This window comes from Enterobacter sp. UNJFSC 003 (assembly GCF_036903355.1).
Lineage (GTDB): Bacteria > Pseudomonadota > Gammaproteobacteria > Enterobacterales > Enterobacteriaceae > Enterobacter.
Map to the genome: position 1 here is coordinate 461361 of NZ_JBAKHK010000001.1, position 18409 is coordinate 479769.

Annotated in this window: 13 protein-coding genes; 10 read left to right on the forward strand and 3 right to left on the reverse strand. The window is 53.3% G+C overall.

What is annotated here, in order from left to right; translation table 11 throughout:
* Nucleotides 1-83: 83 nt before the first annotated feature.
* The 3 genes from V5P19_RS02065 to V5P19_RS02075 all read left to right on the forward strand — a co-directional run bounded on the left by V5P19_RS02065 (nt 84) and on the right by V5P19_RS02075 (nt 3059).
* The gene (locus tag V5P19_RS02065) at nt 84-815 is read left to right on the forward strand and encodes a winged helix-turn-helix domain-containing protein (protein ID WP_334399661.1); all 732 of its coding nucleotides are present in this window, start codon (nt 84-86) and stop codon (nt 813-815) included.
* The gene (locus tag V5P19_RS02070; protein ID WP_334399663.1) at nt 790-1263 is read left to right on the forward strand and encodes a hypothetical protein; all 474 of its coding nucleotides are present in this window, start codon (nt 790-792) and stop codon (nt 1261-1263) included. Before V5P19_RS02065 ends, V5P19_RS02070 begins: the two co-directional genes overlap by 26 nt.
* 326 nt (nt 1264-1589) lie before the next feature.
* On the forward strand, nt 1590-3059 hold the full coding sequence (locus V5P19_RS02075; RefSeq protein WP_334399665.1) for an EAL domain-containing protein: 1470 nt from the start codon (nt 1590-1592) through the stop codon (nt 3057-3059).
* A gap of 41 nt (nt 3060-3100) precedes the next feature.
* Here the strand turns inward: V5P19_RS02075 and yegD are convergent, their stop codons facing one another.
* Complete coding sequence (gene yegD / locus V5P19_RS02080; RefSeq protein ID WP_334399667.1) at nt 3101-4453, reverse strand: molecular chaperone; 1353 nt, start codon at nt 4451-4453, stop codon at nt 3101-3103.
* Nucleotides 4454-4583: 130 nt separating this feature from the next.
* Between yegD and alkA the strand changes: the two genes are divergently transcribed.
* Nucleotides 4584-5456 carry a DNA-3-methyladenine glycosylase 2 gene (gene alkA / locus V5P19_RS02085; protein WP_334399669.1) on the forward strand — a complete coding sequence of 291 codons (873 nt, stop codon included), beginning with the start codon at nt 4584-4586 and terminating at the stop codon, nt 5454-5456.
* Here alkA and V5P19_RS02090 read toward each other — a convergent pair.
* Nucleotides 5421-8750 carry a diguanylate cyclase gene (locus tag V5P19_RS02090; protein WP_334399671.1) on the reverse strand — a complete coding sequence of 1110 codons (3330 nt, stop codon included), beginning with the start codon at nt 8748-8750 and terminating at the stop codon, nt 5421-5423. The genes alkA and V5P19_RS02090 overlap by 36 nt on opposite strands.
* Before the next feature lie 341 nt (nt 8751-9091).
* Between V5P19_RS02090 and udk the strand changes: the two genes are divergently transcribed.
* The 3 genes from udk to asmA all read left to right on the forward strand — a co-directional run bounded on the left by udk (nt 9092) and on the right by asmA (nt 12278).
* Nucleotides 9092-9733, forward strand: coding sequence for a uridine kinase (udk, locus tag V5P19_RS02095; RefSeq protein WP_334399673.1), 642 nt, complete (start codon nt 9092-9094; stop codon nt 9731-9733).
* Between the two features lie 91 nt (nt 9734-9824).
* Entirely contained in the window at nt 9825-10406 is a 582-nt protein-coding gene (dcd, locus tag V5P19_RS02100; RefSeq protein WP_334399675.1) for a dCTP deaminase, read from the forward strand.
* Nucleotides 10407-10427: 21 nt separating this feature from the next.
* Nucleotides 10428-12278, forward strand: a complete 1851-nt coding sequence (gene asmA, locus V5P19_RS02105) for an outer membrane assembly protein AsmA (protein ID WP_334399678.1) — start codon at nt 10428-10430, stop codon at nt 12276-12278.
* A gap of 58 nt (nt 12279-12336) precedes the next feature.
* Here the strand turns inward: asmA and V5P19_RS02110 are convergent, their stop codons facing one another.
* Nucleotides 12337-13920, reverse strand: coding sequence for a TerC family protein (locus V5P19_RS02110; protein WP_334399680.1), 1584 nt, complete (start codon nt 13918-13920; stop codon nt 12337-12339).
* A 694-nt stretch (nt 13921-14614) separates the two neighbouring features.
* Between V5P19_RS02110 and V5P19_RS02115 the strand changes: the two genes are divergently transcribed.
* From V5P19_RS02115 to wzc, 3 genes are read left to right on the forward strand one after another with little or no spacing between them, the layout of a single operon-like run.
* A complete protein-coding gene (locus V5P19_RS02115; protein WP_334399682.1) occupies nt 14615-15754 on the forward strand; it encodes a polysaccharide export protein in 1140 nt (379 codons plus the stop codon).
* Nucleotides 15755-15760: 6 nt separating this feature from the next.
* Entirely contained in the window at nt 15761-16204 is a 444-nt protein-coding gene (gene wzb, locus V5P19_RS02120; RefSeq protein ID WP_334399684.1) for a low molecular weight protein-tyrosine-phosphatase Wzb, read from the forward strand.
* A 2-nt stretch (nt 16205-16206) separates the two neighbouring features.
* A complete protein-coding gene (gene wzc / locus V5P19_RS02125; RefSeq protein WP_334399686.1) occupies nt 16207-18369 on the forward strand; it encodes a tyrosine-protein kinase Wzc in 2163 nt (720 codons plus the stop codon).
* Nucleotides 18370-18409 lie beyond the last annotated feature (40 nt).

Here is an 18409-nt window from a genome sequence, read left to right on the forward strand (position 1 = left end):
CTTATATTGCTAACCGGTATAAGGTAAATATACTCTGTATAAATTGCTTGCATAATGAAAGAAAAGTATAAGAGTTTGTCTGGATGAGAAAGATTATTAATGGTCGGGTTTTGTACGACGCAACGAAACGAGAATTGAGCATACAAAATCAACAGCTTGTCCTTTCCGCCTCGGTGGCAAGGTTACTGGATTTTTTTATTGTAAATAATGCCCGACAATTAAGCAGGGAACTGATCATTGAAGAAGTCTGGGCTAAGTATGGCATGAATCCATCTGGCCATAGTCTTAATAAAAGTATTAGCCTGTTGCGTAAGGCATTTTCTTCTCTGGACATTGATGACGTTATTATCACCATTCCGAGAGAAGGGTTTATTTTTCAGGCGCAGGTTAGTGATAACCGCGAAGAGGTATTGAGTTCTACTGAGAAAAACGTAGCGTCCGTTAATCCTGCAGTGACCTTTCCGTGGAATAAAACACTGTTAATCTGGTTTGTTGTTGCCCTGGTTTTATTGGGCGGTGCAGGTATTTTTCTCACCGTCATGTTTCGCAATAACGACGGCGTGGTGCATGTTTCAAATACCGGGGGCTGCGAGGTGTATACGACGAATGATAATTCTTCGGAGAAAATTTTTAAGTTTCTGCATTCGCAAAAATGGAAAGGGTTTAAGACTATTTGTAACGGTGCAAAGAAAGTCATCGTATTTTATGATGATAACAGTCTGTCTAAGAACAATAAACTGAAAGAACATTTTTTCAGTATTTGTATGATGGATGAAAAAAAGGTGGCGTATGAGTGCCAAAATTATTTTTATTAGCATCATAGCGGCACTGGTCGCTCTGTTTATCATTGTACTTGAACGCGGAGCAATCCCGGCGGCGCTGGTTTGTACCTCTAGATATCATATCGAGCTGGATACGCAAAAGGACGGGATAAAAATAAAGGGAGAGGTTCTCCAGGTATTCAGGATCTCTTCGGAAAAAGACGGAATGCTGTCGCAGGTGGGCGTACTGGACGTAAATGATAAACAGTACGCCGTGAATCGCACTACGTCGCTACGTTTTTTAGAGAAGGACAGCGACGGATATCTGCGTACGGAGCGCCTGGCAATAGTTAAGAACGATAATGACGATCTGCCCGACGCGATAACGGATCTGCTGATGTCAAAACAGAAGATGTTTTATTATAAGGTCATCCATATCGACGGCAACGTGTATGGCATCAGGGATTTGCGCCGCACGCTGATGGTCTGTCGTGCGAAGTGATTCTCTGATTGACAATGCTTTACAGTTATTTTTATCTGTAAATTGATGTGTTTTTGAAATTTTAGTTTGTCTGGTTGTGAATGTAAGAGCATTTGTTTGTACTTGCCGTAGCTAAGGAAATTCCCTGTTCTGGTGACAGGAATATTCTTATCATTTTAACTCTGATCGCAGTAGTAACCCGGGGGATATAAAAAGTTTTCCTTAGCTTTGCAATGATAATATTAATTATTTGACATGTATGTCGTTGGAAACCGAATCAATTGTGAATGTTCTCTCTATTTGAGGGAGGGGTAACCTTTGCAATTAAAAACATGATGATGATGATTATGAACACGAAAAAGGTCTTCCTGCTTAGTTATGACATTTATCTTTTCTCAGGGATTAGGTCATTTTTACCTAATCTGATACTGGTGGATACCGGAACTTATATCAACGATTCTATTATCTCCACGCCTCAGTACAAATCCTGCCTGTTAATTATTGATAGCCGAATGCCATTTGGTCTGGTTAAAAGGTGGCTGCAAAGAAACAGCAGTCAGTTTATCAATATCAACAGCATGGTTATTAAGCTGAGTGAAAATAAATGTATTAACCGAGGCTTTGAATACGCGGAGTTTATCGATGCCAATCTGGGCGCTGATGCCGTCATTGATTCGCTGAAGCAGGTTTTGATGGCGAATATTGAAAACGGTGCGCCCGCCAGAATAGGCTTTGTGGATGAATTTCGCCTGAGCAATTTTGAACAGGAGATGCTTAATGCCTCATTCACCCGTACCGGCCAGGAGGAATTTTGCCGGGCGAACTCGCTGACGGTGAAATCGCTTTATCGCTATCGGGATAAAATAACCCATCGTCTGGAATTTGATAATTTCAACGAGTCCATTATTTTTCTTTCCCGTAACGGCCTGCTGGCAGAGAGAATAAACGGAAATGAAAAGCCGCCGCGCTATGTCTGTGATAATAACGAGGCCGATCGATTGAGTCTGGCGCTGAAAAATGAGGAAATTATTCCGTATTATCAGCCTATCGTCGGCAGCAATGGAGAGCTGAGCGGGGTAGAGGTGCTAGCGCGCTGGCCGCTGGGCCATAATTACGCCATCTCCCAGCGTGAGTTTATTCCGCTGGCGGAAAATAGCGGGCTTATTAATGAGCTCACCAGCTATTTAATGAGTAAGGTAGCCAGCGATTTAAATCACAGCATTCACTGTCATGGACAGTCCTTTTTTGTCGCCTTTAACGTCAGCCCTTCAAGCCTGAGTAATCCCGTCTTTTACTGGGAGTGCCTTAATTTTTTAGAGTTAACAGAATCGTTGCCGATAAAGCTGATGATCGAAATAACCGAAAACCAGACGCTGGTGGTCACTCCGGCAATAAAAGAGCTGATCCGGTCCCTGCGCAATCGCGGGGTGCTGTTTGCGCTGGATGATTTTGGCACGGGATATGCGAACCTCTGTTATCTGAACGAGCTTGAACTCGATGTGATTAAAATAGACAAGACCTTTATCAACGGCATCCACGCGCATGAGCAGCCGCTGCCGATGCTGGAGTCGATAATAAACCTGGCCGCCATTCTGGGGCTGCAGACCGTGGCTGAGGGGGTGGAATATGACTACCAGCGCGACTGGCTTGTGGATAACCAGGTCGACTACCAGCAGGGGTATTTTTTTATGCCCCCGGTGGCGGTGGCGGAGTTCAAAGGCTTCATGAAGCGGTGTGAAAATATCGAGAGGCCCGTCCAGAAAAAGAAGTCTCCAGGCCAGGAAAAGCAGGGCAATCCGCGCCTTACCGCACCCTGAATCCGCTCGCCCCGTATCATAGTACGGGGCCGAGCGTCGTTTTAACTAAACATCACCTGCGCCCAGCGCGCAAGGCCCGCCGTTACGGAACCAAAATCATCGCCCCCGGCAATCGGAATACCCGGCAGTTGTTCTGCCAGCGCTTTCTTGATCAGAGGCGAACGCGCGCTACCGCCGGTCAGGTAAATCACATCTGGCTTCTCTTTGCCGTTTTCAAGCGCTAGCTGCACCTGCTCCAGAATCCGCTGCAGCGGCTGGGCAAGCGCCGTTTCAAGCCCTGCCTGAGAAATAGCGGTCGCCAGGTCATCGCTGATAAACGGCAGTGACACGGCGTGCTCTGGTTGAGCGGAGAGGGCGATTTTGCTCTCTTCGGCGGTACGTACCACGCGGTAGCTCAGCCGTTGACGCCATACTTTGTACAGCAGGGCGACTTTGTCAGCGTCCTGCGCGTCGCGCACCAGGTCGTTCAGGAAGCGGCCATTAGCGGTGCTGTAAAAATCACTCTGCGCGGGGACGTCGTTGATAGCGATGGCGTTCCACCACGGCAGGATCGGGAGGGCAATGCCTTTTTCTGTCTGCCCACCCATACCGAGCAGCGGCATCAGGCTCTTGAACGCCAGGGCGATATCGAGGTCGTTACCGCCCACGCGGCAGCCGCTGTGTCCCAGCAGGCTGTTTTCTCGGTCACGGCGCGAATGCCATTGTGGCCCCATCAGCAGCAGCGAGCAGTCGGTCGTGCCGCCGCCGATATCCACCACCAGCACGCGCTTTTCTTCCGTCAGCGTGGCTTCAAAATCCAGCCCCGCGGCAACCGGCTCATACTGGAATACCACGTCGCGGAAACCCGCACGGTGCGCCGCACGCTCAAGAATGCCCTGGGCCTGCTGGTTAGCGTCATCCCCGCCCAGCCCCTGGAAGTTGATTGGGCGACCAATAACCGCCTGGGTAATCGCATCGGAAACCTGCGTTTGTGCCTGATTACGGATGTGCAGCATCATCGCGCAGACCAGATCTTCAAACATCGCAACCTGCTGCGGCTTCAGTCCGCTGGCGCCGAGGAAGGATTTCGGTGATTTAACGAAGTAAACTTCTTCCGGGTCTTCAATGTAGTGCCCGAGTGAAGAGAGGCCGAACTGCACGCTGGACGGCGTGACGTCGATATCTTCCTCGCGGTTAAAACTGACCGCACGGCGCAGCAGAGCCTGTGATTCTGCCGCCGTAGCGGGCACCTGATGATGGCGAAACAGCCACTCGCTCACCGCTTCACGCGTTGGCGCGCAGAGCATGGATGGCAGCAGCGTGCTCTCTTTTTCCATTTTGAGAAGCCGTGGTTGCCCGTCTTGCATTATCGCAACCGAGCAGTTTGCCGTACCGTAGTCAAATCCAATAAACACGCAGGAATCCCCATGCCGATGAGAAGGGGCGAGACTTTAGCGAAATGTCTGCTGCGCGACAACATTAATATGAAAGCAAGGCGCAACATGGCCTTTGCGTTTATGCTGAGGGCAACACAAAGGAGCATAAATGTATACCCTGACCTGGCAACCCCCCTATGACTGGCAATGGATGTTTGGCTTTTTTGGCGCACGTGCGGTAACGGGGATTGAGACCGTCACCCCTGCGTATTACGAGCGTAGTTTTGCCTGTGAGGAGCACAAGGGGATATTTCGCGTTACGCCAGATCTCGCCTCGCATACGCTCCACGTCACGCTCAGCCCGGGCTTGATTCCGGTGGCGGAATCTTGCCTTACCCGCATTGCGCGCCTGTTCGATCTTGCATGCGATCCCCAGCAGATTACGGATGCGCTGGGCGATCTGGGTGCCGCGCGCCCGGGGTTGCGCTTGCCGGGCGCAATGGATGCATACGAGCAGGGCGTGCGGGCGATTCTGGGACAGCTGGTCAGCGTGGCGATGGCGGCGAAACTGGCGTCTCGCGTGGTGGCGCTCTGTGGCGAACCGGTAAACGATGCACCGGAATATGTCTGTTTCCCCACGCCGGCGGCGCTCGCCGCAGTCGATCCGCTGGCGCTGAAGGCGCTCGGCATGCCGGTTAAGCGGGCGGAGTCCTTGATTCATCTGGCGCAGTCCGTGGTTGATGGCACCTTTCCACTGTTCCCGCCAGAGGACATAGAAGCCGGGATGAAAGCGCTACAGCAGCGGCCGGGGATCGGGCGCTGGACGGCAAATTACCTTGCCCTGCGCGGCTGGCAGGCGAAGGACGTTTTTCTGCCTGATGATTATCTGATTAAACAGCGCTTTGCCGGCATGACGCCTGCACAAATCCGGCGTTATGCTCAGCGCTGGCAGCCGTGGCGTTCCTACGCGCTGCTTCACATCTGGTATACCGACGGCTGGACGCCGTCAGTTGATGGCGAAATAGCTGGTGTTCAGCAGTAGGTCCAGCGGCTGCGGCTCGCCGATGGTGTCTCCGTATATGAAATCGATGCCAATGCCAGAGAGCGTATCCATCATGATCGGCTGATTACAGGGCCCGGCGAGGGTTTTCATGCCCAGCCTCTGCGCATGGCCCTGAACAATGGTCACCATCATTTCGTCCATCAGGTTGCCATGAACGTTGGTGACGACCTCCGCGTCCAGCATCAGATAGTCGGCCATATTTACGCTCAGGTGGTTAAAGACGTTCATGTCGCTTCCCACCTTGCTCAGCACCACCCGGCAGCCTGCGTGCCGGAGTTTTTGCAGGCCCTGCTGGACGTTTTCATCCGTGCTGTGCACAACGTCGACGGCAATGACCAGGTGCAGAAGACGGCCCGGTAACGCGCTTTTATCCAGCTGTTCGAGCAATTCAGCAATCAGCGTGACGCTGGCTAAACCGGCTTCTGAAAGCGGCAGGGCGACGCCCACGCCTTTATTGGCTACCTGTGCGGCATAGGCGCGGAAGAACTCGCTAAAAATACGGCGGTCGAGGGCGTGCAGAAGTTCGGGCTCTGCCAGCCCGGAACGGAAGGCATGTTCTTCCTGAACTTCCCCCTGGCTGGTCCACAGGCGTAGCGAAATCAGCCAGAAGTTGCAGCTTTCCGGAATACGCGGGGAGGCCACGCTGCGGGCTATCATCATCAGGTGATTGTCTTTGATCATATGCCACTGTTCGTCCAACGACATCATGCTGCGCGGGCTGTGGATCCGCTCCTGCTGCGGTTCGTAAACCGTTACCACGCCGCGACCGCTGTTTTTCGAGGCATAACAGGCGATATCTGCCTGGGACATCACTTCCGACGCCTGATGGTTATTCTCATCAATCAGGGTGATACCGGCGCTGGCGCCAATGCGGTGCAGACGTCCTTCCCAGGTAAAGTGATAATCGTTAATGGCATGGATTAAGCGGCCAGAAATATACCGCGCGCTTTCAATATTACACTCCGGCAGCAGCAGGCCAAACTCATCGCCGCCCAGTCGTGCAAGCACATCGCTGGACCGCAGCATCGTGAGCATTAATGAAGAGAGCTCGCGCAGCAGGGCGTCACCTGCCGCATGGCCTGCGCTATCATTGACGGCTTTAAAGCGGTCGAGATCGATAAAGACCAGGGCATGACGCTGGCGGGTATCCTGAACGGTCTGCAGCAGGCGTTTCAGGTGATTTTCGAAACTGACGCGGTTTGCCAGGCGGGTGAGGGCATCGTGCGACGCGCTATAGCTTAGATTACGCAGCATTTTACGCGACTCGGTGACGTCCTGAATAACCAGCACAGAGCCAATATTTTGTCCGTCCAGGGTGCTGAGCGGCGTAATGCTGTAATGAATGTCGAAGTGCCCGCCGGTGCGGCAGGTCAGCACCACATCCTGTTCAATATCGGAACGAGACATATCACCGCTGTGGATGTTCTCCATGAGCGGGCCATTTTCACCAAAGGTGATGTGCAGCACCTTCAGGAGCGGTTGTCCGATAGCGTCTGCCTGCAGCCAGCCGCTCATTTTCTCGGCGACCGGGTTCATAAAGGTGACATTCATGTCGATGTCCGTACACAGCACCGCTTCGCCGATGGAGTCGAGCGTGATGTGCAAACGCTCTTTTTCCTGGAATAGCGCTTCGTTCAGCTGTTTGACCTCCGTCATGTCCATATTGATGCCCAGCAGACGTTCGACTTCACCCTGCTTGTCGAGCACCCGGTTCGCCAGAGAGCGAATATGGCGGATGCCTTCCTTGACGCGGATACGGAATTCGAGCTTAAACGGCAGCCGGGCCATCAGTGAATCACGCAGCACCTGTTCGGCATGTTCGCGATCTTCGGGCAGCATGGCGTCATGCCAGATCTGCCACGTCGGCTTGATGTGCGGTGGGATGTCGTACAACTCGAACATCCGTTTATCCCAGCTAATGATATCCGGCTTCAGATCCCATTCCCAAATTCCGATACCACCGGCTTCGTTGGCAAGGGTGATACGTTCCATCAGGCGCTTGTTGACCCATTCGGTCTGCTTGAGGTCGTTAATGTCCTCAATTTGGGCGATAAAATAGAGCGGAGTGCCATCAGCATGGCGTACGACCGAGACCGCCAGCAGCGCCCACACCACCTCGCCATTACGGGTGTAGTAACGTTTTTCCAGGCTGTAGGTGTTGATATCGCCGTTCACCAGCTGTTCGAGCTGTTCCAGATCGGTATTCAAATCTTCCGGCCAGGTGAGCTGCTGGAACGTGAGCGACTGCAGTTCTGTCTGGCTGTAGCCCAGGAAATTGCACAGCGCTTTGTTCACCTGTAGCCACTGTCCTTCAATTCCCACCAGCGCCATGCCGATGGCGGAATACTCCATCGCATTACGAAAGCGCTCTTCGCTTTCGGTGATGTGTTTACGTTCCGCGCGGAAAGCGTACATCACCATTGTCATCACGTTGGCCGGCAAGAGCAGCATCAGGAACGGTAGCCAGGGGGCATTAAACATGACCACGGTATTTTGCGGCGTGATGGAGATGGGATCCCTTGCCATGATGAGCGATACCATCATGACGGTGGCTAAGAAGATCATGAAGGCTTCCATCCGCGGCAGACGCACCGCGCTCCACATCAGCAGTACGATGATGCAGGTAAACGGCCAGGGTAGCCATATAATCGCCGCCCAGCTCAGAACCAGCGTTACGGCCATGGTCACCAGCGTTTCCAGCAACAGTTTGGGGTCACGATGGCGTAGCAGATAGTGGGGTTTGAACAGCAGGCCGAGGGGGACTAGCGCCAGTGCGCCGATCGATTCTGATAAAACCCACACCAGGAAATTACGCAGCGGCTCGGCGGAAGGTACCAGGAAATGCACCAGGATTCCGCCCACCAGCGGGGGGACCAGCGCGCTGCCTATCGCCAGACGCGTCCAGTCGTTCAAATTTTGCAGTGGGTTATACCAGGGAAGCAGTTTGCGCAGCAGCAATGCGCCAATACAGGCCTCAATGACGTTTATTGCGGCATAGGAAAGGTTCAGCGAGGCCCAGGAAAAGAGCATCCATGACGCCAGAATATTGCCAAACGAGCAGGCCAGCGCGATGCCGGGCCACATTTTCCCGGCGTGGCGATAAAACGCCACCATCATAATGGAGGTGGGAAACCAGAGCGGGGCCAGCAGCGTGCCGAAGCGGGTAAGCTCCAGCGAGAATAAGGTAAAGATAAAGGTGACCAGGCCCAAGCAGACAAGTCGCAATAAAGGATGTGGGGTGGTAACCAAAACCCGCTGGTATTGTTTATTCATTACCGCTTTATCCAGAGACGCCATGCCGCCAGGAGGAAGGTCCGACGAGTGAAAGTAGGAATTGGGTTCATGCTAGTACAAACAATTTACAATTCATATGGCGACTGCTCATAATTTGACATCATAGACTTATTAAATAGTTACTCTGTAAAAAATTCATGTTGAACGCTGGAAAAATGTGCGCTTAAATTTCACAAAGGGCACGAAAAGCCACTTTTCAGACAGTCTCGCATATCCTTCGCTTTCGACTGGTATCACGCCCCCGAAATCCCTATAATTGCCGCGTTTGACGCTACGGCGTCGTCCTTCCTTACATCCAGGTTAATCAGGTCGCTAAATTTATGACTGATAAGTCTCATCAGTGCGTCATCATAGGCATCGCCGGCGCATCGGCTTCAGGTAAAAGTCTTATTGCCAGTACGCTTTATCGCGAACTGCGTGAACAAGTTGGTGATGAGCACATCGGCGTCATTCCCGAAGACAGCTACTACAAAGATCAATCCCATCTGTCGATGGAAGAGCGCGTTAAAACCAACTATGACCACCCAAATGCCATGGACCACAGTCTGCTGTTCCAGCATTTAGAAGCGCTTAAGAGCGGCCAGGCGATCGAATTGCCTGTTTATAGTTACGTAGAGCACACCCGCACTAAAGAAACCATTCGCATTGAGCCCAAGAAAGTCATCATCCTCGAAGGCATTCTGCTTCTGACCGACGCGCGTCTGCGTGAGTCAATGAACTTCTCGATTTTCGTTGATACGCCGCTGGATATTTGCCTGATGCGCCGCATCAAGCGTGACGTTAACGAACGTGGCCGTTCGATGGACTCCGTGATGGCGCAATACCAGAAAACCGTTCGTCCAATGTTCCTGCAATTTATTGAACCGTCCAAGCAATATGCCGATATCATCGTGCCTCGCGGGGGTAAAAACCGCATCGCTATTGATATCTTAAAAGCGAAAATCAGCCAGTTTTTTGAATAAGCCGCGCGAATTGTGTACCGTTCAGAGATAACCTGGTTTTGCCCTGAGCCTGTTTGGTCTCAGGGTACGATGCACGAAAGGAGAAAGTGCCATGCGTCTTTGTGACCGCGATATAGAAGCCTGGCTGGATGAGGGCCGTTTATCTATCACCCCGCGTCCGCCGGTCGAACGCATTAACGGTGTCACCGTCGATGTTCGTCTTGGCAATAAATTCCGCACCTTTAGCGGCCACACGGCACCGTTTATCGACCTCAGCGGGCCGAAGGATGAAGTCAGCGCGTCGCTCGATCGCGTGATGAGTGATGAAATCGTGCTCGATGAGGGCGAGGCCTTTTACCTGCATCCGGGCGAACTGGCGCTGGCCGTAACGTTTGAATCGGTAACGCTGCCCGCAGACTTAGTGGGCTGGCTGGACGGTCGTTCATCTCTTGCGCGTCTGGGGCTGATGGTTCACGTGACCGCGCACCGTATCGATCCCGGCTGGTCGGGCCGCATCGTGCTTGAGTTCTTCAATGCGGGTAAACTGCCGCTGGCGCTGCGCCCGGGTATGATGATTGGCGCGCTGAGCTTTGAACCCTTGACTGGCCCGGCAGCTCGTCCTTATAACCGCCGTCAGGACGCGAAATATCGCGACCAGCAGGGCGCGGTTGCGAGCCGTATTGATAAAGACTGAACGTAGTCCACTGAGGATGCCATGAGAAGAGTTCTGACAACGCTGATGATTCTGCTGGTGGTGCTGGTTGCTGGCCTGTCGGCGTTGGTTCTGCTGGTTAACCCGAACGATTTCCGTGCTTATATGGTGCGGCAGGTCGACGCACGCAGCGGTTACCAACTGAAGCTTGACGGGCCGCTGCGCTGGCACGTTTGGCCGCAGCTCAGCATTCTTTCTGGCCGCATGTCGTTAACCGCGCCGGGGGCTTCTCAGCCGCTGGTCTCCGCGGACAACATGCGTCTTGACGTGGCATTGATCCCGCTCTTTTCTCACCAGCTGCAGGTTGACCAGGTAATGCTTAAGGGGGCGGTTATCCAGCTTACCCCGCAAACTGAAGCCGTGCGTAACGCGGATGCACCGGTTGCGCCGCGCGAAAATACCTTACCCGATGAACCGTCTGATACCGGTTGGTCATTTGATATCGGCAAGCTAAAAGTGGCCGACAGCGTGCTGGTTTTCCAGCATGAAAGCGATGAGCAGGTGACCGTTCGCAACATCAATCTGTCGATGGAGCAGGATGCCAACCATGTCGCCACCCTGGAGTTCTCAGGACGGGTTAACCGCGACCAGCGCGATCTCAATCTGTCGATGAGTGCCAATGTGAATGCGTCAGACTATCCGCATCAGCTGACCGCAGATATCCAGCAGATGAACTGGCAGCTCACGGGAGCCGATCTGCCGACGAAAGGCATTACGGGACAAGGCACCCTGCAGGCCGTGTGGCGTGAAGAGACTAAGCAGCTGGCGCTGAACAATCTCAATGTGCAGGCCAATGACAGCACCCTGAAAGGGCAGGCGAGCGTCATCCTTGCCGAAAAGCCGAAATGGGTTTTCGATCTGCAATTCGACAAGCTAAACCTCGAAAACCTGCTGCCACCACAGCCGGATAGCGCGACTAACGGCGATGCTGTGCAGACAGGACAAAGCCAGGTTGTAAAGTCACGCCCGGTCATTTCGTCAAATCTCGATCAGCCGAACTACAACGGTTTGCGTGGGTTTACCGCCGACATTCTGCTGAAAGCCAACAGTGTGCGCTGGCGCGGCATCGATTTTACAGACGTCAGCAGCCAGATGTTCAACCATAATGGCCTGCTGGTGATTTCAGAGCTCAGCGGCAAAATGGGGGAAGGGCATATGTCGCTGCCTGGCACCCTGGACGTGCGTAACGACACGGCCAGCGCTGAGTTCCAGCCCCGTCTCGACAAGGTTGAGATTGGCACCATCCTGAAAGCCTTCAATTACCCGATTGCCCTCACGGGGCAGTTGACGATGGCGGGAGATTTCTCCGGCACGAAGATTGATGCGGATGCCTTCCGCCGTGAATGGCAGGGTCAGGCGCACGTCGAGTTGAAAGACTCGCGTATGGAAGGTCTGAACTTCCAGCAGCTGGTGCAGCAGGCGGTTGAGCGCAGCAGCAACGTGAAGGCCAATGAGAACTACGACAGCGCAACGCGTCTCGACAGCTTTACCAGCGACCTGACGCTGAACAACGGCAAGCTCTCCCTTGATGCGATGCAGGGAACGTCATCCCTGCTGTCGTTGACCGGTGCCGGAACGCTTGATTTAGTCAAAGAGACGGCAGATACCCGCTTTAATGTTCGCGTGCTGTCCGGCTGGGAAGGTGAAAGCGAGCTTATCGACTTCCTGAAAGAGACGCCGATTCCGTTGAACGTTTACGGTAAATGGCAGGCGCTGAACTACAGCCTGCAGGTGGATCAGATCTTGCGTAAGCATCTGCAGGACGAAGCTAAACGTCGTCTGAACAGCTGGGCGGAGCGAAACAAAGATTCGCAGACCGGAAAGGACGTGAAGAAGCTGTTAGATAAGCTTTGAGCCCTGTGGAAAAGAGATAAAACGCTCAAAACGGCAACCCTGTTGCCGTTTTTTTTGCCTAAACCTCGTAGTCCAGATCGTCCTCACCACGCAGCGGGATCAGCTGCACCTTCTGCACGCGGTGGCTTTCAACCTGTAGCGTTTTAACCAGGTAATCCCCCACCTGGACTTCTTCGCCCGGCTGCGGGATCCGCTGCAGATACTCCATCAGCAAACCGGCAATGGTGTGGTATTCCCGCTTTTCATCCAGCGGCAGCGGAACGTACTGGACAAGATCTTCCAGCGGCATATGGCCATTGGCGGTCCATGTACCGTCGGCATTTTTTTGGATGTCATGGCGCGCATCAATCTCATCCACCTCGTTTGGCAGATTGCCGGCAATAGTTTCCATGACGTCGCTGAGCGTCACCAGCCCCTCAACGGAACCGAACTCGTCCACCACAAAAGCGAAGTGCGTGCGCGCGTTGCGGAACTGCTCCAGCGCGGAAAGTAACGGCAGCGTTTCCGGGAATACCAGCGGCTGGCGCACCAGCGCACGCAGATTCAGCGCTTCACCATGAAGCTGCTGTTGCAGCAGGTCGATGACATGCACCACGCCCAGCAGCTCCTCATCGTCTTCTCCGCCCGTTACCACCACGCGGGTGTGCTGGTTTTTATCCAGCAATGCGCGGATTTGCTCTTCCGGAGCCGTCAGGTCGATGTGCTCAATGTCGTGCCGCGACGTCATAATGCTGCTCACCGAGCGCTGATTTAGATTCAGCACCCGCTCAATCATGCGCCGCTCCTGCGGATTAAAAATCTGCCCGTCACTGTGGTCGGCCAACATGGCAGAAGCATCGGCGTCCAGCTCCGCGTCCTCTTTTTGGCCGCTGAGCAGGCGCATCACCGTGTCAGCGGTCCGCTGGCGCAGGGTCTGGTTCGCGGAGAGGAAGCGCCGACGGTTGAAAATGGCCAGCTGGTTAAGCGACTCGATGATCACCGAGAAGCCAATGGCGGCGTACAGATAGCCTTTAGGAATCGTAAAGCCAAACCCGTCGGCGACCAGGCTAAAGCCAATCATCAGCAGGAAGCTCAGGCAGAGGATGACGATAGTCGGGTGGCTGTTCACAAAACGCGTCAACGCCTTACTTGCCATCACCATCAGGGTGATGGCGATGATGACCGCAGCCATCATCACGGCCAGATGGTCCACCATCCCGACGGCGGTGATGACCGAATCCAGAGAGAAAACCGCATCCAGCACTACAATTTGCGCCACGACGGGCCAGAACCTGGCGCCCCGGCGTTGGGTGGGATTTTCGTTGTCCTTACCTTCCAGCCTTTCGTTAAGCTCGACCGTCGCTTTGAACAGCAGGAACAGACCACCGAAAAGCATGATCAGATCCCGGGCGCTGAAGCTCAGGCCGTGAACGGTAAACAGCGGCGTGGTCAGGGTGACCAGCCAGGAAATTGAGGCCAGCAGCAAAAGCCGCATCACCATCGCCAGCAGCAGGCCCGTTACGCGCGCGCGATCGCGCTGGGAAGGGGGCAACTTTTCGGCGAGGATGGCGATAAACACCAGATTATCAATCCCGAGCACTAATTCGATAACGACCAGCGTCACCAGCCCGGCCCAGATTGAGGGATCGGCAATCCATTCCATAGTAATAGCAATACCTTCTGTTATATGACCAATGTCACACTTCGATCATGGATAAAGCTGAAGGAAAATGCAATGCCGGGCTGAGATTTCTCTTAATAGACAGCAGAAAAAAGCGTGCCAATAAATTCGCCTGTAAATAAGGTAATTGCGTAGATTTAATTACAAAGAGCGCTATTTAGGATATATCGCACTCAATGGTTTTATGGGGTTTATTGTCAATATAAAGAAAATCCTAAAAAGTCAAAAATTTGCTCTTAATATTAATCTTAAAAACCGATATTAGGACGGTTGTCTCCTTGCCTGCTATTAGGTTAACTGCAACAATTCCCTCAGCATCAAATGTTAAATTTCATTGTTGCTATTTTCGATTCGGCTTTATTGGGTGGTAATTCATTATCATTCGGTCACGCTAAGTGGCTGTTTAATACTCAATAAGACCTTGTTCAAGAGGGTGTCTATCCATAACACATTGTTTAGTCAGTGGATTGGTAACTGAAAGCCAAGGGCGGTAGCGTGCCTGAAAGCGTGTGAATCAGCCTCGATTATTCTGTCAATAGCCAATGGATGAATAAGCTTTTTTTAGGACTGATGCCAGTTATATTTCTATTTGCTTAACTGCATGCTAAAAGCCAAAACACCCCGGGCTTATTTAAATTGCACAGGATAATTACTCTGCCAAAGTGATAAATAATCAATGATGAAATCCAAAATGAAATTGATGCCATTATTGGTGTCTGTGACCTTGATGAGTGGTTGTACGGTCTTTCCCGGCAGCAATATGTCTACATCGGGCAAGGATGTGATCAAACAACAGGATGCTGATTTTGATCTCGATAAAATGGTGAATGTTTATCCCCTGACGCCACGTCTGGTTGAACAATTACGCCCACGTCCCAATGTTGCCCAGCCGAATATGTCGCTGGACCAGGAAATTGCGGCATACCAGTACCGCGTAGGGCCGGGTGACGTCATTAATGTCACCGTGTGGGATCACCCTGAACTGACCACCCCGGCAGGCCAATACCGCAGCTCAAGCGACACCGGTAACTGGGTACAGTCTGACGGCACCATGTTCTATCCGTATATCGGCAAAGTGCATGTGGTCGGCAAAACGCTTGCCGAGATCCGTAGTGATATTACCGGCCGCTTAGCGCAGTACATCGCTGACCCGCAGGTAGACGTTAATATCGCCGCGTTCCGCTCGCAAAAAGCCTATATCTCGGGCCAGGTTAACAAGTCTGGTCAGCAGGCCATCACCAACGTGCCGTTGACCGTGCTGGATGCCATCAACGCCGCGGGCGGCTTAACCGACGGTGCCGACTGGCGCAACGTGGTACTGACCCATGAAGGTAAAGAGCAGCGCATTTCGCTGCAGGCGCTGATGCAAAACGGCGACCTGACCCAAAACCGTCTGCTCTATCCGGGCGACATTCTCTACGTACCGCGCAATGACGATCTGAAAGTCTTCGTGATGGGTGAAGTGAAGAAACAGAGCACCCTCAAAATGGACTTCAGCGGCATGACCCTGACCGAAGCGTTGGGCAATGCGGAAGGTATCGATCTGACCTCGTCTAACGCCAGCGGTATCTTCGTGATCCGTCCGCTGAAAGGTGAAGGCAGCGCGAAAGGCAAGATTGCCAACATCTACCAGCTGGATATGTCCGATGCGACCTCTCTGGTGATGGCAACGGAGTTCCGCCTCCAGCCATACGATGTGGTGTATGTCACCACCGCGCCGGTTGCCCGTTGGAACCGTCTGATCAACCAGTTGCTGCCAACCATCAGTGGCGTTCGCTACATGACGGATACGGCGCGCGACATTCATACCTGGTAATCCGCGATGTTTAACAAAATTCTGGTGGTATGCGTGGGGAACATCTGCCGTTCCCCAACGGCTGAGCGGCTGTTGAAACAGTATCAGCCCGACCTCACCGTTGATTCCGCAGGGCTGGGCGCGCTGGTCGGTAAAGGTGCCGATGAGCGCGCAACGAACGTTGCCATGGACCATAACCTTTCCCTCGACGGGCACGTTGCCCGTCAGGTTTCCGGCCGCATGTGCCGCGAGTATGACCTGATCCTGACGATGGAAAAACGTCACATCCACGCGCTGTGCGAGATAGCACCCGAGATGCGCGGCAAGGTGATGCTGTTTGGTCACTGGGACAATGAACGTGAAATTCCCGATCCGTATCGTAAAAGCCGCGAGGCTTTTGAAGCGGTATACACCTTACTCGATCAGTCTGCCCGTCAGTGGGCGCAGGCACTGAAAGCTCAGCAGGGATAACAATGACAGAAAAAACAAAACCTTCTGCCGCCCCGATTTCGGGCAGCGATGAAATCGATATTGGTCGCCTGGTTGGGACCGTCATCGAGGCAAAGTGGTGGGTGCTTGGGATCACCGCCGTCTTTGCCGCTGCGGCTGTCGTCTATACGCTGTTCGCGACGCCAATTTACAGCGCCGATGCGCTGGTGCAGATTGAGCAAAATACCGGAAATTCACTTGTGCAGGACATCGGTTCTGCGCTGGCGAACAAACCACCGGCCTCCGATGCGGAAATACAGCTGATCCAGTCGCGTCTGGTGCTGGGGAAAACGGTTCATGACCTCGGGCTTGATATCTCCGTGACCAAAAATACTTTCCCGGTATTTGGGGCGGGCTGGGATCGCCTGATGGGCCGCAGCAACGACACGGTTAAGGTAACGGACTTTGTGCTGCCAAAAGGCAGCGCGGATCAAACGTTCACCCTGACCGTGCTTGGCCCTAAACAGTATCAGCTGACCAGCGATGCGGGCTTTAGCGCGCGCGGCGAAGTTGGGCAGATGCTGTCGAAAAACGGCGTCAGCATGATGGTGAGCGAGATTCATGCCCAGGAAGGCGGTGAGTTTACGGTCACCAAATTCTCTACGCTGGGGATGATCAACAATCTGCAAAATAACCTGACCGTTACCGAAAATGGCAAGGACACCGGTGTCCTGAGCATGACCTTCACCGGTGAAGATAAAGACCAAATCCGTGACATTCTCAACAGCATCACCCGCAACTACCTTGAGCAGAACGTCGAGCGTAAGTCAGCAGAAGCGGCGAAGAGCCTGGCCTTCCTGGCCAAACAGCTGCCTGAAGTTCGCGCTCGTCTGGATGAGGCAGAGAACAAGCTGAATGCCTATCGCCAGGACAAAGACTCTGTCGACCTGCCGCTGGAAGCGAAGTCAGTTCTGGATTCGATGGTCAATATTGATGCGCAGCTCAACGAACTGACCTTCAAAGAAGCGGAAATTTCTAAGCTTTACACTAAACGACACCCGGCTTACCGCACGCTGCTGGAAAAACGCCAGACGCTGGAAGAAGAGAAAGCGAAGCTCAATAACCGCGTCACGGCGATGCCGAAGACGCAGCAGGAAATTGTGCGTCTGACCCGCGACGTGGAGTCCGGCCAGCAGGTGTATATGCAGCTGCTGAATAAACAGCAGGAGCTGAAAATCACCGAAGCCAGTACCGTTGGCGATGTGCGCATCGTTGACCCGGCCATTACGCAGCCGGGCGTGCTGAAGCCGAAGAAGGCGCTGATTGTCTTCGGCAGCATTATCCTCGGCCTGATGCTCTCTATCGTTGGCGTGCTGCTGCGCTCCCTGTTCAACCGCGGTATCGAAAGCCCGCAGGTGCTGGAAGAAAATGGCATTAGCGTGTACGCAAGCATTCCGTTGTCCGAATGGCAGAAATCGCGTGACAGCGTCAAAACCGTTAAGGGCGTTAAGCGCTACAAACAGAGCCAGCTTCTGGCGGTGGGTAACCCAACTGACCTGGCGATTGAAGCGGTGCGTAGCCTGCGTACTAGCCTGCACTTCGCCATGATGCAGGCCAAAAATAACGTTCTGATGATGACCGGCGTCAGCCCGTCAATCGGTAAGACATTTGTCTGCGCCAACCTGGCGGCAGTGGTAAGCCAAACCAACAAACGCGTGCTGCTGATCGACTGCGATATGCGTAAGGGCTATACCCACGAGCTGCTAGGCACCAACAACGTCAACGGTCTCTCTGAAATCCTGCTAGGCAAAGGGGAAATCAGCGAGAGCGCGAAGCCGACCTCCATCCCGAAATTTGATCTCATCCCACGTGGTCAGGTGCCGCCTAACCCTTCTGAACTGCTGATGAGTGAACGCTTTGGCGAGCTGGTGGAGTGGGCGAGCAAACACTATGACCTGGTGCTGATCGATACCCCGCCGATTCTGGCCGTGACCGATGCCGCCGTGGTGGGTCGCCTCGCGGGTACCACGCTGATGGTAGCGCGCTACGCGGTGAATACCCTTAAGGAAGTGGAGACCAGCCTGAACCGCTTCGAGCAGAACGGTATTGAGGTGAAAGGGGTGATTCTGAACTCCATCTTCCGCCGCGCGACCGGGTATCAGGATTACGGCTACTACGAATACGAATATAAATCTGACAGTAAATAACAGCCAAAACAGTCCCCCACCCCTTACCCTAACCTTCTCT

What these genes read in the sequence shown, in the direction of transcription:
- V5P19_RS02065 (WP_334399661.1), top strand. Translation starts at nt 84, where the DNA reads ATGAGAAAGATTATTAATGGTCGGGTTTTGTACGACGCAACGAAACGA.
- V5P19_RS02070 (WP_334399663.1), top strand. Translation starts at nt 790, where the DNA reads ATGAGTGCCAAAATTATTTTTATTAGCATCATAGCGGCACTGGTCGCT.
- V5P19_RS02075 (WP_334399665.1), top strand. Translation starts at nt 1,590, where the DNA reads ATGAACACGAAAAAGGTCTTCCTGCTTAGTTATGACATTTATCTTTTC.
- alkA (WP_334399669.1), top strand. Translation starts at nt 4,584, where the DNA reads ATGTATACCCTGACCTGGCAACCCCCCTATGACTGGCAATGGATGTTT.
- V5P19_RS02090 (WP_334399671.1), bottom strand. Translation starts at nt 8,750, where the DNA reads ATGAATAAACAATACCAGCGGGTTTTGGTTACCACCCCACATCCTTTA.
- udk (WP_334399673.1), top strand. Translation starts at nt 9,092, where the DNA reads ATGACTGATAAGTCTCATCAGTGCGTCATCATAGGCATCGCCGGCGCA.
- dcd (WP_334399675.1), top strand. Translation starts at nt 9,825, where the DNA reads ATGCGTCTTTGTGACCGCGATATAGAAGCCTGGCTGGATGAGGGCCGT.
- asmA (WP_334399678.1), top strand. Translation starts at nt 10,428, where the DNA reads ATGAGAAGAGTTCTGACAACGCTGATGATTCTGCTGGTGGTGCTGGTT.
- V5P19_RS02110 (WP_334399680.1), bottom strand. Translation starts at nt 13,920, where the DNA reads ATGGAATGGATTGCCGATCCCTCAATCTGGGCCGGGCTGGTGACGCTG.
- V5P19_RS02115 (WP_334399682.1), top strand. Translation starts at nt 14,615, where the DNA reads ATGATGAAATCCAAAATGAAATTGATGCCATTATTGGTGTCTGTGACC.
- wzb (WP_334399684.1), top strand. Translation starts at nt 15,761, where the DNA reads ATGTTTAACAAAATTCTGGTGGTATGCGTGGGGAACATCTGCCGTTCC.
- wzc (WP_334399686.1), top strand. Translation starts at nt 16,207, where the DNA reads ATGACAGAAAAAACAAAACCTTCTGCCGCCCCGATTTCGGGCAGCGAT.